This window comes from Mucilaginibacter sp. RCC_168 (assembly GCF_041355315.1).
In the GTDB taxonomy this organism is placed as follows: domain Bacteria; phylum Bacteroidota; class Bacteroidia; order Sphingobacteriales; family Sphingobacteriaceae; genus Mucilaginibacter.
This window is the reverse complement of record NZ_JBFUPN010000001.1, coordinates 320,199-339,599: the sequence shown is the minus strand read 5'-3', so window position 1 is coordinate 339,599 and position 19,401 is coordinate 320,199. Positions and strand designations below refer to the sequence as shown.

The 19,401-nt window shown below is 40.7% G+C and carries 15 protein-coding genes; 11 read left to right on the top strand and 4 right to left on the bottom strand.

The genetic code is table 11. The features are described from left to right. Nucleotides 1-108: 108 nt before the first annotated feature. Nucleotides 109-1,002 (bottom strand): hypothetical protein, encoded by an 894-nt coding sequence (locus AB6735_RS01435; RefSeq protein ID WP_370994030.1) that lies wholly within the window; start codon nucleotides 1,000-1,002, stop codon nucleotides 109-111. A 195-nt stretch (nucleotides 1,003-1,197) separates the two neighbouring features. On the opposite strand from AB6735_RS01435, the gene AB6735_RS01430 reads away from it, so the two are divergent. Then, entirely contained in the window at nucleotides 1,198-1,683 is a 486-nt protein-coding gene (locus tag AB6735_RS01430; protein ID WP_370994029.1) for a hypothetical protein, read from the top strand. A gap of 165 nt (nucleotides 1,684-1,848) precedes the next feature. Here the strand turns inward: AB6735_RS01430 and AB6735_RS01425 are convergent, their stop codons facing one another. Then, complete coding sequence (locus AB6735_RS01425) at nucleotides 1,849-2,754, bottom strand: helix-turn-helix domain-containing protein (protein WP_370994028.1); 906 nt, start codon at nucleotides 2,752-2,754, stop codon at nucleotides 1,849-1,851. Nucleotides 2,755-2,910: 156 nt separating this feature from the next. Then, on the bottom strand, nucleotides 2,911-3,723 hold the full coding sequence (locus AB6735_RS01420) for an SDR family oxidoreductase (protein WP_370994027.1): 813 nt from the start codon (nucleotides 3,721-3,723) through the stop codon (nucleotides 2,911-2,913). Nucleotides 3,724-3,999: 276 nt separating this feature from the next. Here AB6735_RS01420 and AB6735_RS01415 point away from each other — a divergent pair, with 276 nt between their 5' ends. The 3 genes from AB6735_RS01415 to AB6735_RS01405 all read left to right on the top strand — a co-directional run bounded on the left by AB6735_RS01415 (nucleotide 4,000) and on the right by AB6735_RS01405 (nucleotide 5,040). Next, nucleotides 4,000-4,203, top strand: a complete 204-nt coding sequence (locus AB6735_RS01415) for a hypothetical protein (protein ID WP_370994026.1) — start codon at nucleotides 4,000-4,002, stop codon at nucleotides 4,201-4,203. Nucleotides 4,204-4,423: 220 nt separating this feature from the next. After that, entirely contained in the window at nucleotides 4,424-4,711 is a 288-nt protein-coding gene (locus AB6735_RS01410) for an RNA recognition motif domain-containing protein (RefSeq protein ID WP_370994025.1), read from the top strand. 38 nt (nucleotides 4,712-4,749) lie between these two features. Further along, entirely contained in the window at nucleotides 4,750-5,040 is a 291-nt protein-coding gene (locus AB6735_RS01405) for a hypothetical protein (protein ID WP_370994024.1), read from the top strand. A 60-nt stretch (nucleotides 5,041-5,100) separates the two neighbouring features. Here the strand turns inward: AB6735_RS01405 and AB6735_RS01400 are convergent, their stop codons facing one another. Continuing rightward, on the bottom strand, nucleotides 5,101-5,865 hold the full coding sequence (locus tag AB6735_RS01400) for a DeoR/GlpR family DNA-binding transcription regulator (RefSeq protein ID WP_370994023.1): 765 nt from the start codon (nucleotides 5,863-5,865) through the stop codon (nucleotides 5,101-5,103). Nucleotides 5,866-6,150: 285 nt separating this feature from the next. Between AB6735_RS01400 and AB6735_RS01395 the strand changes: the two genes are divergently transcribed. The 7 genes from AB6735_RS01395 to AB6735_RS01365 all read left to right on the top strand — a co-directional run bounded on the left by AB6735_RS01395 (nucleotide 6,151) and on the right by AB6735_RS01365 (nucleotide 19,337). Beyond that, the gene (locus AB6735_RS01395) at nucleotides 6,151-6,729 is read left to right on the top strand and encodes an RNA polymerase sigma factor (RefSeq protein ID WP_370994022.1); all 579 of its coding nucleotides are present in this window, start codon (nucleotides 6,151-6,153) and stop codon (nucleotides 6,727-6,729) included. 86 nt (nucleotides 6,730-6,815) lie between these two features. After that, nucleotides 6,816-8,027: a FecR family protein gene (locus tag AB6735_RS01390; protein WP_370994021.1), complete on the top strand. Its 1,212-nt coding sequence runs from the start codon at nucleotides 6,816-6,818 to the stop codon at nucleotides 8,025-8,027. Between the two features lie 218 nt (nucleotides 8,028-8,245). Continuing rightward, complete coding sequence (locus AB6735_RS01385; protein WP_370994020.1) at nucleotides 8,246-11,770, top strand: TonB-dependent receptor; 3,525 nt, start codon at nucleotides 8,246-8,248, stop codon at nucleotides 11,768-11,770. 18 nt (nucleotides 11,771-11,788) lie between these two features. Continuing rightward, nucleotides 11,789-13,627 (top strand): RagB/SusD family nutrient uptake outer membrane protein, encoded by a 1,839-nt coding sequence (locus AB6735_RS01380; RefSeq protein ID WP_370994019.1) that lies wholly within the window; start codon nucleotides 11,789-11,791, stop codon nucleotides 13,625-13,627. A 32-nt stretch (nucleotides 13,628-13,659) separates the two neighbouring features. After that, a complete protein-coding gene (locus AB6735_RS01375) occupies nucleotides 13,660-16,512 on the top strand; it encodes a SusC/RagA family TonB-linked outer membrane protein (protein WP_370994018.1) in 2,853 nt (950 codons plus the stop codon). 27 nt (nucleotides 16,513-16,539) lie between these two features. Beyond that, on the top strand, nucleotides 16,540-18,228 hold the full coding sequence (locus AB6735_RS01370; protein ID WP_370994017.1) for a RagB/SusD family nutrient uptake outer membrane protein: 1,689 nt from the start codon (nucleotides 16,540-16,542) through the stop codon (nucleotides 18,226-18,228). 71 nt (nucleotides 18,229-18,299) lie between these two features. Further along, entirely contained in the window at nucleotides 18,300-19,337 is a 1,038-nt protein-coding gene (locus AB6735_RS01365) for a DUF1735 domain-containing protein (protein WP_370994016.1), read from the top strand. The last annotated feature ends 64 nt before the right edge of the window (nucleotides 19,338-19,401 follow it).

The following is a 19,401-nucleotide window of genomic DNA, read 5'->3' as shown; positions in this document are numbered from 1 at the left end:
TATCCCGGTTATGTTGCTAAACTATAACCAAAAGCCAGGACCGCTTACCTGTTTAGGGTTCAATCAGACATTTTGCATCTTGAATCGGACTATTCATGCCGTGAATACCTATAAACTTTTAAACTCACATAGTTTATATGGATCATTCGCCTGGCCATGTATACAACTGAGCCAACTTTGTAATGCTACCGCTTTGGAACATGGGCCGTAAGTGAAAATTCTGATGATTCTTTTTGTGGATTCTTTTTGCAATATTTCCAGTACAGTTTGTAAAATTTCCCCTTCAAAAGGGGTATACAGGAAAAATACCGTGCCCCGAGAATAATCTGCCTGGCGGGCGTCTATATTGATGAATTCAACATGGGGTAAGTTGAGTTGCCACGCACAGGCTTTAGCGTAATGGAAGTAAGCCGGTTCATATTCAATTCCTTTTGTCGGAGCTTCGCTGATCAGATTCATCAGGATAGTCACCTGGCCCAGGCCCGAGCCCAGGTCGAAAAAGACATCGCCCGGCCCTAATGCTGCCAGCTCCGCTAACTCAAATATTATTCTGGCAGGTGTTTTTTGATAAAATACCATTTCGGGTTCCCGCTCCATGGTGGCTTCGGGAATGGCCTGGTCGGATAAGAGCCCGTTGATGAAATCATCCAGGTTGTCATAACCGATCTTATCTGGCTCATAAATATTATATCCACAATATTTATCGATCATTTTCCTGAAAGATGCCCCGGTGTAAACACCTGTCCTGATCTTTTCTTTGAGGCGAGTAAACAGGTTACTATCTATATTTTCCAGGATAGCTTTTATTTTCTCAGCCCGTTGTTTGAGTATTTCCAATTCTTTCCTTTGCTCCAGGCTTTGCAGTAGCCCATCAATTCGGTCAATGATATGAAAATCAAGAAAATCGATAGCATTTGCCCGGCTGTTAAAATTGGTTTCCTGATAGATCGTCCGGTCTTCTTCTATTGCCTGTATGTCGGCTTGTATTTCTGCTAAAACCATGGTTCAACTACCTAAAAACTGGTATAAATAATTCCAAAAATACTGGTATTTCCATTGACATATTTATGAAATAGTTTTGTATAGTAATTATTATGTACGAGATATCCCTATAACCTCTATACATCTAAGAGAATAAAGTAAAGTTTCCATCATCTATCAAATAATCTATACAAGCATTAACCAAATCAATCCGTCATGAAAAATCTTATCGTTTTAATTTTGCTCTCCGTACTTACAGGGATATCTACGGTAAAAGCTCAAGGTATTATCGACAAAGCAAATAGCTTACTTAACAAGGCCGATAACGCGACAAATACCGCGGGTAGAGCCGGCTCCACAACCGACAAAGTTTTTGGGATCTTCAAAAAGAAAAAGAAAGTTGATGCAGCTGCATCCGCTCCTGCTAATGCCCTTTCAGGATATAAAACGGTTATCACCATTAAAGGCATCACTATGGAAAACCTTCGGAAACTGAATACCAATGTAAAAGCCTGCGCCGGGGTTGATAGCACCAAAATGAAATTTAGCGGTACTGGTTCTATTATTTTAGTGGCTCATGCCAAAGGTAGTACGGAAGAGCTATTAACTGCCCTGGAGAAAACTTCCAAAACCATATTTACTGACAAGAATATAGAAGGTATGGAAGATGGGAAAATAGATATTGCCCTTGCTAAACCGTAAGCGATTGATCTTGCCGGGACGTAAATAATAGGGGTATTTTTATTTGTCGGTTTTTATAGAAAAGCTCTGCGTGTTGCAGAGCTTTTTGATTTGATGATACCGGTATATTCCTATTTTTTTGAGCCAGGTTTTAAAATATTTGGCCATTCCTGCTCCTGAGAACTTTTAATTCATTAAACGGTATTCACTGGGCGATTTACCCGTTTTTGTTTTAAATATTTTGGTAAAGTGGGATGGGTGCTCAAATCCGAGTCCGTAAGCAATTTCGCTGATGGACTGATTGGTACCCCACAGCATGGTTTTCGCTTTGTCTATCAGTTGCAGGTGGATATGCTCCTGTGTGGTTTTGCCTGTGAATTTACCCAGCAGATCTGACAAATAATTGGGCGACAGGTTGAGCCTGGAGGCAAAATAACCTACGCTGGGCAAGCCGGTTTCTATAAGGGTGCTTTGCGAAAAATAATTTTTTAGTAATTTTTCAAACTGCTGTACCACGTCTGAATTGACCTTGGCCCGGGTATAAAACTGGCGGTCATAAAATCTGTTGCAATAATTTAATAACAATTCAATATTGCTCACAATAAGGCCCTGCGAATGCTTGTCGATATTTAGTGCGTACTCTTTTTCGATCTTCGCTACACAATCTTTGATGATTAGTTTTTCCTCCTCCGAGATATGCAGCGCCTCGTTTATCTCGTAATTAAAAAACGAATACTGGTGTATCTTCCTGCCCAGATCGGTACCATGCATCAGGTCGGGGTGGATGAACAGTGCCCAGCCTTCTTCTACTTGAACATCAGGTCCGGGACCTATAACCTGGTCGGGCGCTGTAAACATCAGAGAGCCTTCATTAAAATCATAATGACCCTTACCGTATTTTAACAATCCGTCGAACTTTTTACATGAAATGATATAAAACCCAAACCGGTAAAATACCTCTGCTTTAGGCCGATAGTTTTTATAGAAATCGCAATGGTCAATTACACTCACCAGCGGATGCCTGGGTGGGGCGTATTGTACCATTTGGTGCAGTTCGCTGATTGATTTAATGTCAATGTATTTATCGGCCATGTTGTTATTGATAAGATAAAGTTACTATAAAAAAGGGAAGGCTGCCCAGGTTAGAGAGTAGGGATTTTTGGGAATAAGGAGCAAGGATATAAGGAGCAAAGACTAAGGAAAAAAGAAAGGTCCTTGCTCCTTATTCCCAAAAATCATTGCTCGCTACTAAATCCCCATTTGGCCTATTATCATTTTTTTGAAATCCACATCATCCATCTGGTGCCTTGCCTCCAATATTGGCCCGGCATCATGGCCTACTGGGTAACGCAATTTTTCAGTACCATCGGTGGCCGCCTCATAAATGGCATTGGCCACTTCGTTAATGTTTTCAGACATCGGCCATTGCTCTACCGCGCTGATAAATTTATCAAATGGCGCCTGGTAATCGCCTGATCCGCCAACGCCGTAAATGGATATAGAACGACCTGCGAACTCGGTTTTATAACCACCCGGTTCAACTATTTTTAAGCGGATACCTAATGGGTTTAACTCATATTGGATAGATTCTGTTAAACCCTCCAACGCAAATTTGGTAGCATGGTAAAGAGATGAAAATGGGAAAGTGACCTTGCCCCCGATGGAAGAAATATTGATAATGATGCCTGATCTTTGTTGGCGCATCAGGGGTAACAAGGCTTTGGTCACATCAATCAACCCAAAGAAATTAACATCGAATTGTTTTTTGATCTCTGCTTCACTGGCAGCTTCCAATGCACCAAATGCACCATAGCCCGCATTGTTCACTAACACATCAATCTGGCCAAACTTTTCAATACCGGCTTTCACCGCGTTTTGTATGCTGGCCTTGTCGGTTACATCCAATTTGGTTAATAAAACCTGATCAAGTGCCGGTAATTCTGTCTCTTTTTCTGGCGAACGCATGGTAGCTATAACGTTCCAGTTGTTTTTATGAAATAATTTAACGGCCTCTTTTCCAAATCCTGATGAAGCGCCGGTTATTAATACTGTCTTTTTCATTGCTTTTATATTTAAATGCTGAAGCAAAGGTGGGACGAAAGGCGCAGACAGATTTATACTTTTCAACTGATCACTTATACTTTTGGAGGATGATGATGAGCACATCCTAACATTTATCATTTTGATAATTCTGCTCTTTCAAAATGATAGTATAGATTTTAAAATACCACTATTTTATGGCCCTATCTCATTTTAAGCCGATTTATGGCAACAGGTATTTTATGGCATGTTATTGGTTTGAGTGCCCTGATTCATTAATAGTCAAATATTTATATCATGGCATCAATTTATATCGTACTAAAAATAGTGGCTTTATTAGCGGTTATCATTATTCCGTTAGGCGGCCCCAAAAGAAAAAAACCGGCACACATATCCGGAACAGGCAAATTTGCGGTAAATGAAAATGGTTATTTGGAACATTACACCGGTAACTCTATACAAGCGTACAATCCTGCTCAATTACCATTTAGATACGATTGAACTCAGTGAAAGTTAGATGATCCATTTTGTCCCGAAGTAACCTCGGAGAAATTATACAGACCGGGTAGTAATGATGCCGGTAAATGCCGGTATCTTTATAATTGATGTCATTAATAAATCATAATCAATAATTTTGAAAATTTCTTAAACTTTTCATAAATCCAAATCGTTACTTGTTAACTGAGGGTTAATAAGTGTTTGTCATTAAAAATCAGGAATTATGAAGATTTTTGTAGCGAATATTCCATTTTACGTAAGCGGTGTAGGTATCAGGCAATTGTTTGAATTATTTGGTGCCGTTATAGCTGTTAAAATTATAATAGAACCTAAAACGGGTAAGAGCAAAGGTTTTGGCTTTGTGGAAATGCAGGACGACCAGCAAGGTTTACAGGCGATCAAGGAGCTGGATGGCAGTACCATAGGCGATCGGGACATTGTGGTTAAGCTTGCCGATCAGCAACCCGAAGAAGTCCATGTACATAAACGCCCGCGCATTTCAATAAGATAAACAAATGCGCTTTTTCTTATTTAATTAGGGTTATTTTAATGAACGAAATGATAACAATGGCAGAAATTGCTGCCAGAACGTTAACCGTTAACGTGATACATTTGCTAAAAAGCGAGATAGGAGAACAAGGGATAGTGGCCGCTTTGGGTAACCAGGTGTTGATTAGTATCAGTAAAGCTGATTTTGAACAAAAGCTCGGTAATCTCCTGCAAAAGATCTATTACACTATTGACAAACATTTTCCGGTACGCCAGGATCATTTATCAGTTGTTATACGTGATATGGATGCCCGATATGAAAATGTGTTCAAAATATGGAAGTCGGTCTAAGTTTTTAATTATTTAACTGAACCGTATTTATTCTATAAATACAAGCATGCAGTCAAAGAACTAAGCAATAGTAACGGTAACACCAGCACTTTCCAGTGTGTTTACTACATGATCTGATACCTGGTCATCGGTAATGATCTGGTCTATTTCATCAATATTACATATTTTACCAAAACCTCGTTTCCCGAATTTGGTGGAATCAGCCAGTACAATGGTTTTGTTAGAGATGGCCATCATTTGTTTATTCAAATGGGCCTCCATGGCATTGGTTGTAGTGAGGCCATATTCAATATCAATGCCATCCACACCCAAAAACAGCATGCTGCAGAAAAAATCTTTCAGAATGTTTTCGGCGTAGGCGCCCATTACTGATGAGGAACTTTTTCTGATCATTCCGCCCAGTTGCAATACTTCAACCCCCGGGGTATGGATCAGCTCGATAGCTACATTTAACGATGAGGTGATAACCGTAAGAGCTTCCCTGGCTTGTATGCTTTTTGCAAAGGCCTGTATGGTTGTCCCCGAAGCCAGGATAATGGAGTCATTAACCCCGATGAGGCCGGCAGCAGCAGCCCCGATACGCATCTTTTCGGCCGAATTTATTTTTTCTTTTTCATTTACCGGCCTATCAGAAGTGTAAGGGTTACTTTGTGTAGCCCCGCCATGCGTACGGAAAAGCAAATGTTTTTCTTCCAGATATTTCAGATCCTTCCTGATGGTTACGGACGAGACTTTCAATTCTTTGCACAGGTCAACTACTTCAACATAGCCCTCCTTTTGCATTTTATTGATAATATACTGGTGTCGCTCTGTTAAATTGATCATAAAATCATCAATCAAATTTATAGGGCCAAATTACACATTATGAATATCAAATGTTTAATAAAGTACACGATTAACCACTATAAAAACAATTTTATATACGATGATCAGCAATCACTTGTAGCTGTTGCATATCATGCTAACTTTAACTTATTGTTAGGCTATTGTTTTTGATGTTTTTTTCTGGTAGTGTTAATGTAGTGGTAAACTAAATGGAAAAGTGAATGGCAATATCAAAAATTCCTATTTATATTTAGGTCCCAATTAATTATAAACGTAAATAGTAAAGTGCATAAAATTATTAACAGTGATCAAATTCAGCAATTGATTGCAGGTGAAGAGTCTGCATTTGATGCTATTTATGAAATGTACTGTGAAAAAGTTTACAGGCTGGCATTCAGATTTTTAAAAGACAGAGAACAGAGTGAAGAGATTGTTCAGGAATGTTTTATAAATCTTTGGATGAGCCGGGAAAAATTGAACCCCGAAGGAAATATGTGGCTATACATTTATGTAATAGCCAAAAGATTATCACTAAATGCGCTAAGGCAAATTTGCCAATCCAGAGAATTTGCCGATAAATTGATCAATCGTATTGTAACCTCACATAACGATACGGAAGAAGACCTGCTGGTTAATGAATTGGAGAAGTTTACCGAAAAGATCATTAATAAGCTACCTAAACAGCAACAACTCATATTCAGATTAAGCCGTGTAGAGCACCTATCGCACAAAGAAATAGCCGATCAATTACAGATATCGCCAAATACGGTAAAAAACCATATGGTTGAGGCGCTCAAAACTTTAAGATCCCACTTGCAATATTCAGATCTCATCTATTTTGCAGTTTTATTTTTCTGGATTTAATTTTTTTTATTTCTGACTAGTCCTATCCTTCAGTTGGTGTGTTCTCTACATACCAAACCCATTCTGGGTATTATAAACCATTATATATGAACAAGGATAAACTCGAGCGTTTATTGCAGCAGTATTTTAATAATACCATAACTGATACTGATTGTATTGAGTTGCTTGATTATCTGCGTAATAATGATCCTGACGAAATAGCTAAGACAATAGATGAGCGGTTATTGATGCTTGAAGAAGGGCCGGAGTTTAATCGTTTTCAGGCTAAAAAAGTTTTAGAGCGCATTAAATCTGATAGCAGATTTATTCGTGAAACTGAAGAACCTGAGGATAGTGAATCTGCAAGCAAATGGTACAGCAACTGGATAAGAGTTGCCGTTATCCTTGTTTTTTTTAGCGCTGTTAGCTTTTATTTTTTATTTAACAGGTATAATAAAGTAACCGATCAAAATGATTTAACAAAAGTTAAATCTTCTCAAATTTTACCGGGCAGCGCTAAAGCAACGTTAACACTGGCAAACGGGAAAGTTATTTTACTGGACAGCGTGGCTGATGGGATGCTAACAAAATCTGGCCGCACAGTGGTTAACAAGGCTCATAATGAAGGACTTGTTTATAATGCACAGGCAGATAATAGCAGAACAATTACACATACCGATACTATATATAACACATTAAGCACCCCGCGTGGAGGCGAGTATAAAGTGAAACTCCCGGATGGTACCAATGTATGGTTAAACTCATCATCATCATTAAGTTACCCCGTGGAGTTTGCAGGTAACGAAAGGCATGTAAAGCTTACCGGAGAAGCCTATTTTGAAGTCGCTAAAAATAGGAATAAGCCTTTTTATGTTCATGTTAATAACACCTATGTGAAAGTTTTAGGTACACATTTCAATATCGCGGCCTATAATGATGATGCGGAACTTACCACTACTTTATTAGAAGGCTCAGTTCAGATCAGTAAAAATAATAAGCAGTGCTTATTAAAGCCAGGCCAACAGGCTGTTATTAAAAACAACACCGATTTAATCAATGTTTCTGAAGCCAGCATTAACCAGGTTATGGCCTGGAAAAACGGGTATTTTGTATTTAACGATGACAACATCAACGCCATTATGAAAAAGTTATCTCGCTGGTATGATGTGGATGTTGAATATCAGGGCAACTTTGAAAATCAGCGTTTTGGGGGCACATTTTATCGCTCCAAAGGAATTACAGAGTTATTGAATAATCTGGAAAAAATAGGAAAAGTACACTTTAAAATTACAGGAAGGAGGATTATAGTTATGCAATAAATCTACATTCCCATTTCTCACTTATTATTATCTGGAAGTAAACCAGGAGCGTTTCGGACCGCCCCTGGTGTCAGCCATGATCCGGCTATGACAGATAATGAAATTAATTGCAGCGAATACAACCACTTAATTAATAAACTGACATTCAAATGTATAAAAATTTTACTGCATTTACTTGCGGCAAACAACGTGGGCGCCTATATAAACCTGTGCTTATCATGAAACTAACCCTAATTTTGCTAACCGCCACCTTTTTACAGGTAACAGCAGCAACTTACGCACAGAAGGTTACATTGAAGGCCGAAAAAAGTAATCTGAAAGAAGTATTTGAGCAAATACAAAATCAAACAGGCTACGATTTTTTATATAACTCAGACGACCTGAAGTTTGCCAAACCGGTAAGCCTTGATCTTAAAAATGTCCCTTTAAAACAGGCACTGGATATGTGCTTTGCCAACCAGTTACTCACCTATGTAATTGAAAATAAAACCATATTAATTAGTAAAAAAACAGGCCAGAGTGACAATGCAAAGCCACCGAAAAAAATTACGGGAAAAATTACTGACAATAAGGGTTTTCCCTTACCAGGTGTAACCATCAAAGAAAAGGGGACAAGAACTGGTGTAGTGACCGACAATAATGGAAATTATACCATTAATGTTAGTGATGAAAACGCCATATTGGTTTTCAGCTTTGTTGGCTTTGTAACCCGCGAAATGCCGCTTAATGGTAAACCACAACTCAATATAACCCTCGAAGATAATCCAACTGACCTGAACGAAGTTGTAGTAGTAGGTTATGGTACGCAAAGGAAAGAATCGGTTACCGGGGCCATTACCTCTATTGGTACTAAAGACCTGGTACAATCGCCAACCGCGAATTTAAGTAATGCATTAGCCGGCCGTTTATCAGGTTTAACAGCTATCCAAACATCCGGTAAACCAGGTGATGACAACTCAACCCTATATGTACGTGGCGTTGGAACCTACACAGGTGTAACCGCTCCGCTAATTATGGTTGATGGTGTTGCACGCGATACCTATAATGATATCGATCCCAATGAAGTTGAAACGGTGAGCATATTAAAAGATGCTTCCGCTACAGCAGTATATGGTGTTCGTGGTGCCAACGGTGTTATTCTGATCACCACTAAGCGCGGTAAAGAAGGCGCTCCTAAAGTAAGTGGTACAGCCCAAACGGCTATATCACAATTCTCCAGTATGCCTAATTTTGTTAATTCATACCAATATGCTTCCTTATTAAATGAACAGAGTTATGAGAACTATTGGATACAGCATTCCCGTGATGCTGATGTAAAAACCTGGAGTGATTTTGCCCAGAAAAGAGATGCTAATTGGGTAAAAGAAGCCACGATCTATTACTCACCTGATGACCTGAAATATTACCAGAATGCACATACGCCCACTGTCAATGGAAAGCCAAATCCCTATTATGACCCTTACGGACATCCGGATCAGGATTGGAAAAAACAGATCTTTAATAAGTTCACACCGCAAACCCAGTACAACGTAAATATTACCGGTGGAACGCCGTCTGTAAAATATTTCGTATCCCTTGGTTATTTGAAACAAGGCGGCTTGTTTAATACAGATTATATGCCATTCGGCGACGACATGCAGTTCAAGAAAAAACGTTACAATTTGCGTTCAAACCTTGATTTTGATGTCAATAAAAACTTCCGCGTATCGGTTGATATTGCTACACAGTATGTAACTATAACAGGTATGGATAATGATGCCTATACCTGGGAAAAACGTATCCTATGGTCTTCGCCGCTTGGATCGCCTGGTATTATCAATGGTAAATTTGTGGTGCCGTTTAGTAATCAGAATGAGCAGCTCAATCCATTATATGCCATAGCCAACAGCAATAATTACAATATCAATACCAATAGTACCTTAAATTCTTCAATCAAATTAACGCATAAACTCGATTTTATTACCGAAGGTTTATCAATCAACGCAAGAGGTGCTTATGATAGTTATTTTCAGGACCGCTCATACGGAAAGTATACACCATTGCTATATGGTGTACGACCTAATCCCAATGGCGATAAATTAAATCCCATCCTGGTGCAGTTGACTAATGATGTGGCACCCATGAGATCAACTGATTACTACACCGAAAAATGGCGTAAGCTATATGGAGAGTTTTCGATAAACTACAACCATACTTTTGCAAAAAAACATGTTGTTACAGGTCTGATATTAGCGAATGCCGAAAAACGGTATGACCCTACTTATGTTCCTGATCTGCCCCATGCTTATGAAGGTGCCGCTGCAAGGGTAACTTACGCTTATGATAATAGATATCTGGCTGAGTATAACATGGGTTATAACGGATCTGAAAATTTTCCCGAAGGCAAAAGATTTGGTTTCCTGCCTGCTTATTCATTGGGTTGGATTGCCAGTAATGAGTCTTTCTTCCCCAAAACCGATTATGTAACCTACCTGAAAGTCAGGGGGAGTTTAGGTAAGGTAGGAAATGATGGGATTTATGTGCCTGGGAGTAATCCCCCGCAGCTTGCCCGTTATTTGTATTTACCTGATACCTGGAAATATGGCGATAGCTATACTTTCGGAACGCTCAATGACCGTAACAGTGTACAAGGAGCAATGGAGAATGTATTGGGTAATCCAAATGTTACCTGGGAAGTTGCCACCAAATCAAATATAGGTTTAGAGGCGCATTTATTTAACGAACGCGTTACGCTTACGTTTGATCACTTTAACGAACATCGTAAAAACATTCTTTCATACCGCGGAAGTGTTCCGGGTATAGTTCAGGCAACTTTACCTCCATACAATTTAGGTGAGGTGAAAAATTGGGGTAATGAGTTGGAGATCACCTATAACAGTGCCCCCGGAAAATTTACCTGGTGGGTAAAAGGAAATGCCTCAACCAACAAGAACAAGATTATTTTCCAAGACGAAGCTATTGCTCCCGGACAGGAATATAACGCCGCTACCGGTCGCCCTATCAACCAGGGATCATACCTGCAGGCAAACGGCTTGTATACTTCATGGTCACAGCTATATGCTATTGATGGTAACGGAAACCCCATATTGTCAAGCCCGGTAAGGGCCTTAGATAAAAGTGGGAAACCTTATGTGAACGCTGCAGGGAACCCGGTTTATCAGAAAGATCTGGGTTATGCGGGTGCTCCGCTGCAACCCGGCGAAGTTAGGTTGGTGGATGTTAATGGCGACGGTATCATCAACGAAAAGGATTATGTGCGAACCGGCAAAACAGATATACCGGAACTTAGCTACGGTTTTTCATTCGGTTTCAGCTATAAAGGGTTCGACTTTTCGGCACTCTTGCAGGGTGTTGGCGGAGTGGCCAAATATGCCATGCAGGAGCTTCATTTTAACAAGCAGCAATCACTTTTTGATGTGGATCTGAACCGCTATACGCAGGAGCGCTATGACAATGGCGACCGGATCGACTTTCCTATTGCTGCCTATAACCAGGCGGCCGCCTACAGCACTTTTTTCCTGAAAAGTACCTCATATCTGCGATTGAAAAACATGGAGATAGGGTATACGCTCAAGCCAAGTTTTTTGAAAAAAGTGGGTATCAAATCTGCCCGTTTTTATGTGAACGGATTGAACCTGTACACATGGTCACCTAATAAAATATGGGGTGATCCCGAAAATTTAGGATACATCGGTTATCCGCTAACCCGAACCTATAACGCGGGTTTAAATGTTAATTTTTAATCAACTAATAGCTAAATAATGAAAAGAATAAATATACTCATATTGCTTTTTGTAGGTATTGTTGGTGGCTTGTCTACAACAAGCTGCAAAAAAAGCTTTCTGGAAAAACCCAAAGGTGGGTCGGTAACGGTTGATACTATTTTTGACAGCAAGAACCAGGCACAGTATGCGATAGCAGAGATGTATTATCTGTGCATAAGGGGTTATTTTCCGCAAACCTATGATGGTTGCCGTCCCGAAGCCATTACAGATCAGCTGTATATTATACACCCTGCTTATGATTGGGCTTCAAATACAATTGGTACCGGATCATATATCACCGGTAACATGAGTGCCGACGCCAACTGTGATTACGGTTTTGGCGCGGATAATGGCCCTGGTTATGGCTGGCATTACAAAGGCATAAGGCAGGCAAACCTGGTATTGAAAAATATCAATAAGGTTGCTGATGCCGATGCAAACTGGAAGACAGATGTAAAAGGGCAGGCCCTTTTTTGCAGGGCTATGCAGCATTTTGAGGCGTTCAGATATTATGGTGGTATCCCCATTGTAAATAAGCCTTTGGACGGTGACTCCAAAATCGAGATACCGCGCAGCTCGGTGCAATCTGTAGTTGATAGTGTAGTTAAATGGTGCGACCAGGCTGCAAGCATGCTGCCCGCTACACGTGCATCTGCCGATTTTGGAAAGGTTACCAAGCTGGCTGCTTTGGCTTTAAAAGCCAGGATATTATTATATGCTGCAAGTCCGCTTTATAATACACCAGCCAATTTAAAAGCCGAAGTATCAGGCGCCCGTTTTGGAGATGGTCGCGACACAGTATTGGCTTATGCGAGTTATGACCAGGAGCGTTGGAACAAAGCGGCCAAGGCTGCTAAAGACGTAATAGATAACGCAGGAGGTGCAGGGGTATCTTTACTCAATACCGGGAAACCTTTAACAACCGGCGAAACCTATGCCACACTTGGTGATTATGAGTCGGTATGGAACGTATTTGCAAACCAGGAGCTGATTTTAGTGAACACGGCTAACCAGGCGGGCAGCGGTTTTGTGTGGGGACAGTATTTATCGTCGAAATTACGTTTGGCTCAATGGGGCGTAAAGAACAATGTGCCTGTTGAATTTATACAGCAGTATGAAAAAACGGACGGTACTAAGTGGACTTTACCTGCTACCGGTGCCGACTTGCCGGTTGATATTGCAGCTCTTAATCTTGATCCCAGGTTTTATCAAACTATCGCTTATGATGGTAAATATTACAGCAGTCAGCGTGGTGTTTTAGCCTATTATAAAAAGGGGGATTATTCAACCGATGGTAACCTGGCCAGTAGTGATGCCGGGGTTGATGGTTATGCTACAGAGGTGTATAAGTTTGTTGCCCGGGTTGATAATATGACCGACAATCACCTGGCCTGGCCGGTGTTTCGTTTAGCGGAGTTTTATTTGAGCTACGCCGAAGCATTGAATGAATACCAGGGGCCGGGAGGCGATGCTACTAACTATCTTAACCTGATCAGAAAAAGAGCCGGAATGCCCGAAAAACATCCTGCTGACGCCGGTTCATTCAGGGATGCTATTCAAAATGAACGTACTATTGAATTAGCCTATGAAGGTCATCGGTATAATGACCTTAACCGTTGGCTAAAGGCAAAATCGGTGTTAAATGGCACTTTGCACGGTATCCAAACCACTGCAAGGAAAGGTACAGACGGGCAATTAAAGCGAACCTGGCAGGTTGTGCCTTTTGTTACAAGAGTGTTTCCCGCAAAATACTATTACGTTCCGTTCCCCAGTAAAGAGATCAGTTTAAGATATCTGGGTAATAAGAGTTGGGATGGACAAAATCCGGGGTGGTAATCAGCTGTACACATTAACAATTAATGAGAAAAATGAAAAAAGAATATATAAGCCTTTTTGCATGGATTTTTACGTTCTGTAGCTTTTCTGCCGCCAATGCGCAAACTACAAATGTAAGTCGGGCAGATTCCATTAAAGCCAATAATGCTGCTTCAAAAGCAATAATTGATGGTGGAATAAAAATTGAAAGATCCTGGAGAAATACAGGCGCGGTTTTTACCCTGCCGGGTGAAGACTTAACCCATATGACTGTAGGTAATTTATTAAATACACTTCAGGGGCGCATTCCGGGTTTAACTGTGGTAACCGGATCTGGTGAACCTGGGTATGATAATCCCACCCTTTATGTTAGGGGGCAAAGCAGCTGGAATATAGCCGGGAATCAGGTACTCATTTATCTGGACGGCTCACAGGTTGACATGGGAGCCATAAGTGGTTTATCAGCTTATGAAATAGAATCGGTAACGCTGTTGAAAGACGCTACTGCATTAGCCGTATATGGGTTACAGGGAGGAGCTGGTGTGCTCAGTATCAAAACCAAACGGGGAGCGGTGATGCCTAAAACACAAATAACGGTTAACGGCAGGTATGGGATACTCAGCGCCATTGACCTGCCCACGGTGATGGATGCCTATGGCTATACCACAGGTTATAATCAGGCTTTAAAAAATGATGGCTTGCCTGTTAAGTATCCAAATCCGGAATTGTATAAGGCTGCTAACGATCCGTTTCACCCAAATGTGAACTGGTACGATGAGTTGCTTAAAAAAACATCAACCATTCAGGATTACAATTTTTCTTTCAGGGGAGGCAATGCCACAGCCAAATATTTTGTGCTGATGAATTACACCAACTTTGAAGGTTTATATAAAAATGCCAATATTATTGATAAGGATTTTGGTACAAACGCCAGGTATACCAAGTTAAACCTTCGGGCTAATGTGGAACTGCAGTTGAACAAAAATCTATCGGTAATGGCCAATATCAGTGGTATAACTGAAGATAGAAATACCCCATCAGGTTTTGCCGCGGGCGATGTATTCAACGCGCTCATGTATTTGCCCGCGTCTGCTTTCTCGGTGAAAAATCCAAATGGTTCATGGGGAAATAGTTCTGTGTATAATTTTAACCCGGTTGAGCTTCTGCAACAAAACGGAGTGTATAGCTCTCACACCAGAACCCTGCAAACAACCTTTAGCTTTACCCAGAAACTGGACGCCATAACCAAAGGCCTGGACCTGCGGGGCTTGGTATCATTTAGCAACCAGTATGTTGGTGTTTATCAAAAACTTTTCTCGGTGCCGTCTTATGAGATTGTAAAAGATGCTAATGACCAGCCGGTAATGTCAAATGGCAGTGTTGTTTATAAAACGATAGGTACTATCAGTCAGTCAAGTAATGACAACGGCGGCCCATTCTGGAACCGGACTACTGTACAGGTAGGTTTTGATTATGATCGCAGTTTTGGCAAACATACTTTTACCGGTATGATCATGGCCCGAAGGCAAGGTTATAGCCACAATGGTTTAACTTATCAGGTACGTACACAAGGCTTGTCTGGCGATTTGACCTATGACTATGATCAAAAATACATTGTTGATTTTTCTGCCGCATACAACGGATCGGCTGATTTTCAGCCAGGTAACCGATATGGTTTTTTTCCTGCGGTTGGTTTGGGCTGGATAGTATCTAAAGAAGATTTTTTGAAAGATAACGCTTCTGTTAATTTCCTGAAGTTAAGAGCTTCTTATGGTTCTACCGGTAATATCAATGAAAATTACCGTTTCTTATATCAGCAATTTGCAGTAGGCGCCCCGGGATGGATTACCGGAACCGCTAACACCAACCATGGTGGTCTTGCAGAGGGCCCTTTCACCAATGCGAATGCTGCATGGGAAAAGAAAACCACACTAAACATTGGTGTTGACTTTGAATTATGGAAAAACCTCTCGGGTACTGTAGATGTATTTACAGAAAAACGCACGGGTATCCTCGAGATCCCATCGGCTGGCGTGCCCGATTACACCGGTTTTAACTTACAATATGCCAATACAGGTGAGGTACATAATAAAGGAATTGAAGCCTCTCTTAAATTTGACCAAAAGCATCGGGATTTTGAATATTATGTAGGTGGATCGGTAGCTTTTGCCCGGAATAAAATAACCAAAAGATCCGAAGCTCCGCAGCCTTATAACTACCTCTACACACAAGGCTATCCTCTTAATCAAATGCGGGGATTGGTTTTCAAGGGCTTCTATCAACAATCTGATTTTGATGCTAATGGTAATTTAAAGCAAGGTGTAGTTGCCTCTTCATATACCAATGTGAAGCCAGGTGATTTGAAATTTGCCGACCAGGATGGCAATGGTATCATTAATGATTATGACAAGGTACCCTTAAATTATACCAAATTACCCGAAATCACTATAGGCTTTAACCTTGGTTTTAAATTTAAAGGATTTGATTTTGACGCCTATCTGCAGGGGGTTATGCATCGTACGGTTAGCTTGCTTGATGATGCCCCATACTATATTAAGCCATTTGTAAACAATAACAACATTACCGCATTTTCAGCAAACAGCTGGACTCCTGAAAACGCCACTACGGCTACTTCGCCCCGCCTTTCTACCCTGAGCAATGCCAATAATACCCAGGCATCTGATTTTTGGATGCGCAACGGTAACTTTCTGAAACTACGCAGTGTTGAACTGGGCTATACTCTACCTCAAAAAGGCTTTTTAAAGAAGCTGGACGCCATAAGGGTATTTGTAAATGGAACCAACTTGTTTACATGGGATAAAATTGACGATCTGGAGGCCGAGCGTCTTTCTATGGGATATCCTTTAATGAAAACTGTAAGTTTTGGAATGAAAGTGAAATTGTAGTAATAAACCATTTGTAATTACAAGGAAATGAAAAAAAATCGATATATAATAACATTGCTGGCAATAGGTACGCTGCTTTACTCCTGTAAACGTGATTACCTGGATGTGCAAACGCTGCAGGCGGGTGTTACTGTTGATAAACTTTACAGCAACTATAACTATGTACAGCAACAGGTTTGGAATATTTACAGTTACCTGCCCGATGGTCTTGCCAATCTGGATATGGAAGCCGCTACCGATAATGCGGAAGCTACCAACGCCTTAGATACAGCCCAAACCTTTAACACAGGTACCTGGAACCAGTACAATAACCCTGCTGATGTTTGGGCCCGAAACTTTAAAGGTATAAGGCAAGCCAATCTTTATCTGAAAAATAAGGGTGCAGTTGATATTTCCTATATCAAGGATAAGATCACCTCAACAGATTCAACCGCCTATTTTAACGCCCGCAATAACGTTAAGTTTATGGAAGGCGAAGCCCTTTTTTTGAAAGCGTTTTTTTACCTCGAATTAGTTAAGCGTTATGGAGGCGTGCCTATTTTGGAACAGCCGTTGGATTATGATGATGCTAACAGCTGGAAAAATGTACAGCGAAACTCTCTTGATGAGTGTCTGAAGTATATTGCTTCCTTGTGTGATAAATCAGCAGCTATTATACCGGCTAACCTTAGTCCTTACTCCTGGTATGAGGCGGGCCGTGTTACGCAAGGGGCAATAAAAGCGTTAAAAGCAAAAGCGCTGTTATATGGAGCGAGCCCGCTGTTTAAAGATAACGGTTCAACTGTAATCTGGGCACAAGCGGCAGCCGCGGCGCATGATGTAATGGCCTTGAACGCTTATTCTCTTGATGCTAATTATACCAATTTATATGGTGCAAATAGCACAACATCAGCCGAGCTTATTTTTTATCGTCGTTATGGAGCCATAAATACGGTTGAGTATGCGAATTACCCAATCTCATTTCAAAACAGCAGGGGCGCCAGCATCGCACCAACCGAAAACTTTGTAGAGAGTTTTGAGGTACTGCAAAAGGATGGATCGGGTAATATAACCGGTTCTGCCCCCTTTAGCTGGAGCAATCCAATCCATGCGGCAAATCCATATCAAAACCGCGACCCCCGTTTCGCTGCAACCGTTGTATATAATGGGGCTACTTTTAAATCCACAACTATCGAAACATTTAATGGGGGTAATAGTGGCCTGCCAAAACAAAATGCTACTAAAACTGGCTATTACCTATCAAAATGGGTTAATCAATCTATCGATCTGGTTAATAACACGAAGGCCAACCATGCCTGGATCTATTTCAGATATGGAGAACTCCTGCTGAATTATGCCGAAGCCATGTATAACGCTTACGGTGCCGATGCCGATCCTCAAGGATACGGGATGACCGCCCTGCAGGCCATCAACAAGGTAAGGCAACGCGTAAAAATGCCGGTATTAACTGCTTTGAGTCAGCAAGTCATTGAACATGAACGTAATGTGGAGTTGGGTTATGAAGATCAGCGTTTTTGGGATGTCCGCAGATGGAAAGAAGGATCATTATATTTCAAAGCTCCGGTAAGCCGTATTGAGATCATTAATTCCGGAGGTTCAAATAGCTATGCAGTTAAGCAATTAGAAGCGCGGGTGTTTGATGAAAAAATGAATTGGTTCCCGATTCCGCAAAGCGAGATCGCGAAAACCAATTGGAAACAAAACCCAGGTTGGTAATAATATCCGGATCATCATATGGACAAAGTATGATGATCCATCTTAAATATTAAGGATTTAAAAAATATTTTATGAAAATTCATGTATCATCAATGCTAAAATGGGCCACCTGTTTTGTATTGACCATAGCTTCCTGTAAACAGGAATACCTGGAAGGTGTAAAATCAAATCCAGCGGTAAAGGTTTATTTACCACAGGCAGAAAAACCAAACGGGCTTGTCGACGTCCTTGTTGACGGCAAACTGGTTGTTGACAGTGTAGCCGGCACAGCTGATTTTTCGGTACCAGTATATCGTGGCGGCGAGTCAAACTTTGATGCTTTAACCGTAGATGTTGGTATTGATAATACCGCGATTGCAGGATTAATCACCTCTGGTGCATTACCTGCCAATACCGTTGTACTTGATCCTGCCGATTATAGCTTGCCCTCAAAAGATTCTGTAACACTTGATAATCATATCATGAAAGGCATTATCATACCTAAAGTAAAGATCGCTTCTATGGCTAAGTATGGTGGAAAAACGGCAGCTTTAGGTATTAAAATAGCCAATTCATCAAAACAGGAAATCAATACCGATATGAATAAGGTGATCATTTATTTTAATGTTGATCAGTTATTGGATGCCGTTACTCCTAAAACCAATATGGTGGATAAAACCAAATGGACAGTTTTAAAGATAGCCTCAAATGATAATGTGACGTTTAAGATTAATGATGATGGAAGCATACTGGCATCGGGTGGTAGTGGCGGGCACCAGGGTGTTTATCAGCCTTTTGAAGTAAGAGCCAACAAACAGTATAAGATCGACTTTAATGTACAGGGACAAGGCGCAACCAATACCTGGTTTGAGGTTTACTTAAGCACCCTACAACCAACGCAAGGTAAAGACTATAGTGATGGAGGCATCCGTATGGCGCTGAATACCTGGACAGGTTGCGGAAATACACCTTTTAACGGCTTATTATCAGCTGTTAAATGTGCCGGAAGCGGAAATGTAGTTTCATTCCCTACTGCTGGTACCGTTTGGCTGGTTATTAAATCGGGGGGAGACAATTTGGGTACTGGTGGTATTAAACTCACCAATATAGATTTTAGAAGGGTTAATTAACCCATAATATTAGCGAGCTCTTTTTGAGATATAGTTGATATAGTATATGGATACCATGAAGCGT

What these genes read in the sequence shown, in the direction of transcription:
- AB6735_RS01385 (WP_370994020.1), top strand. Translation starts at nt 8,246, where the DNA reads ATGAAACTAACCCTAATTTTGCTAACCGCCACCTTTTTACAGGTAACA.
- AB6735_RS01435 (WP_370994030.1), bottom strand. Translation starts at nt 1,002, where the DNA reads ATGGTTTTAGCAGAAATACAAGCCGACATACAGGCAATAGAAGAAGAC.
- AB6735_RS01415 (WP_370994026.1), top strand. Translation starts at nt 4,000, where the DNA reads ATGGCATCAATTTATATCGTACTAAAAATAGTGGCTTTATTAGCGGTT.
- AB6735_RS01400 (WP_370994023.1), bottom strand. Translation starts at nt 5,865, where the DNA reads ATGATCAATTTAACAGAGCGACACCAGTATATTATCAATAAAATGCAA.
- AB6735_RS01410 (WP_370994025.1), top strand. Translation starts at nt 4,424, where the DNA reads ATGAAGATTTTTGTAGCGAATATTCCATTTTACGTAAGCGGTGTAGGT.
- AB6735_RS01380 (WP_370994019.1), top strand. Translation starts at nt 11,789, where the DNA reads ATGAAAAGAATAAATATACTCATATTGCTTTTTGTAGGTATTGTTGGT.
- AB6735_RS01425 (WP_370994028.1), bottom strand. Translation starts at nt 2,754, where the DNA reads ATGGCCGATAAATACATTGACATTAAATCAATCAGCGAACTGCACCAA.
- AB6735_RS01430 (WP_370994029.1), top strand. Translation starts at nt 1,198, where the DNA reads ATGAAAAATCTTATCGTTTTAATTTTGCTCTCCGTACTTACAGGGATA.
- AB6735_RS01370 (WP_370994017.1), top strand. Translation starts at nt 16,540, where the DNA reads ATGAAAAAAAATCGATATATAATAACATTGCTGGCAATAGGTACGCTG.
- AB6735_RS01405 (WP_370994024.1), top strand. Translation starts at nt 4,750, where the DNA reads ATGAACGAAATGATAACAATGGCAGAAATTGCTGCCAGAACGTTAACC.
- AB6735_RS01390 (WP_370994021.1), top strand. Translation starts at nt 6,816, where the DNA reads ATGAACAAGGATAAACTCGAGCGTTTATTGCAGCAGTATTTTAATAAT.
- AB6735_RS01420 (WP_370994027.1), bottom strand. Translation starts at nt 3,723, where the DNA reads ATGAAAAAGACAGTATTAATAACCGGCGCTTCATCAGGATTTGGAAAA.
- AB6735_RS01365 (WP_370994016.1), top strand. Translation starts at nt 18,300, where the DNA reads ATGAAAATTCATGTATCATCAATGCTAAAATGGGCCACCTGTTTTGTA.
- AB6735_RS01375 (WP_370994018.1), top strand. Translation starts at nt 13,660, where the DNA reads ATGAAAAAAGAATATATAAGCCTTTTTGCATGGATTTTTACGTTCTGT.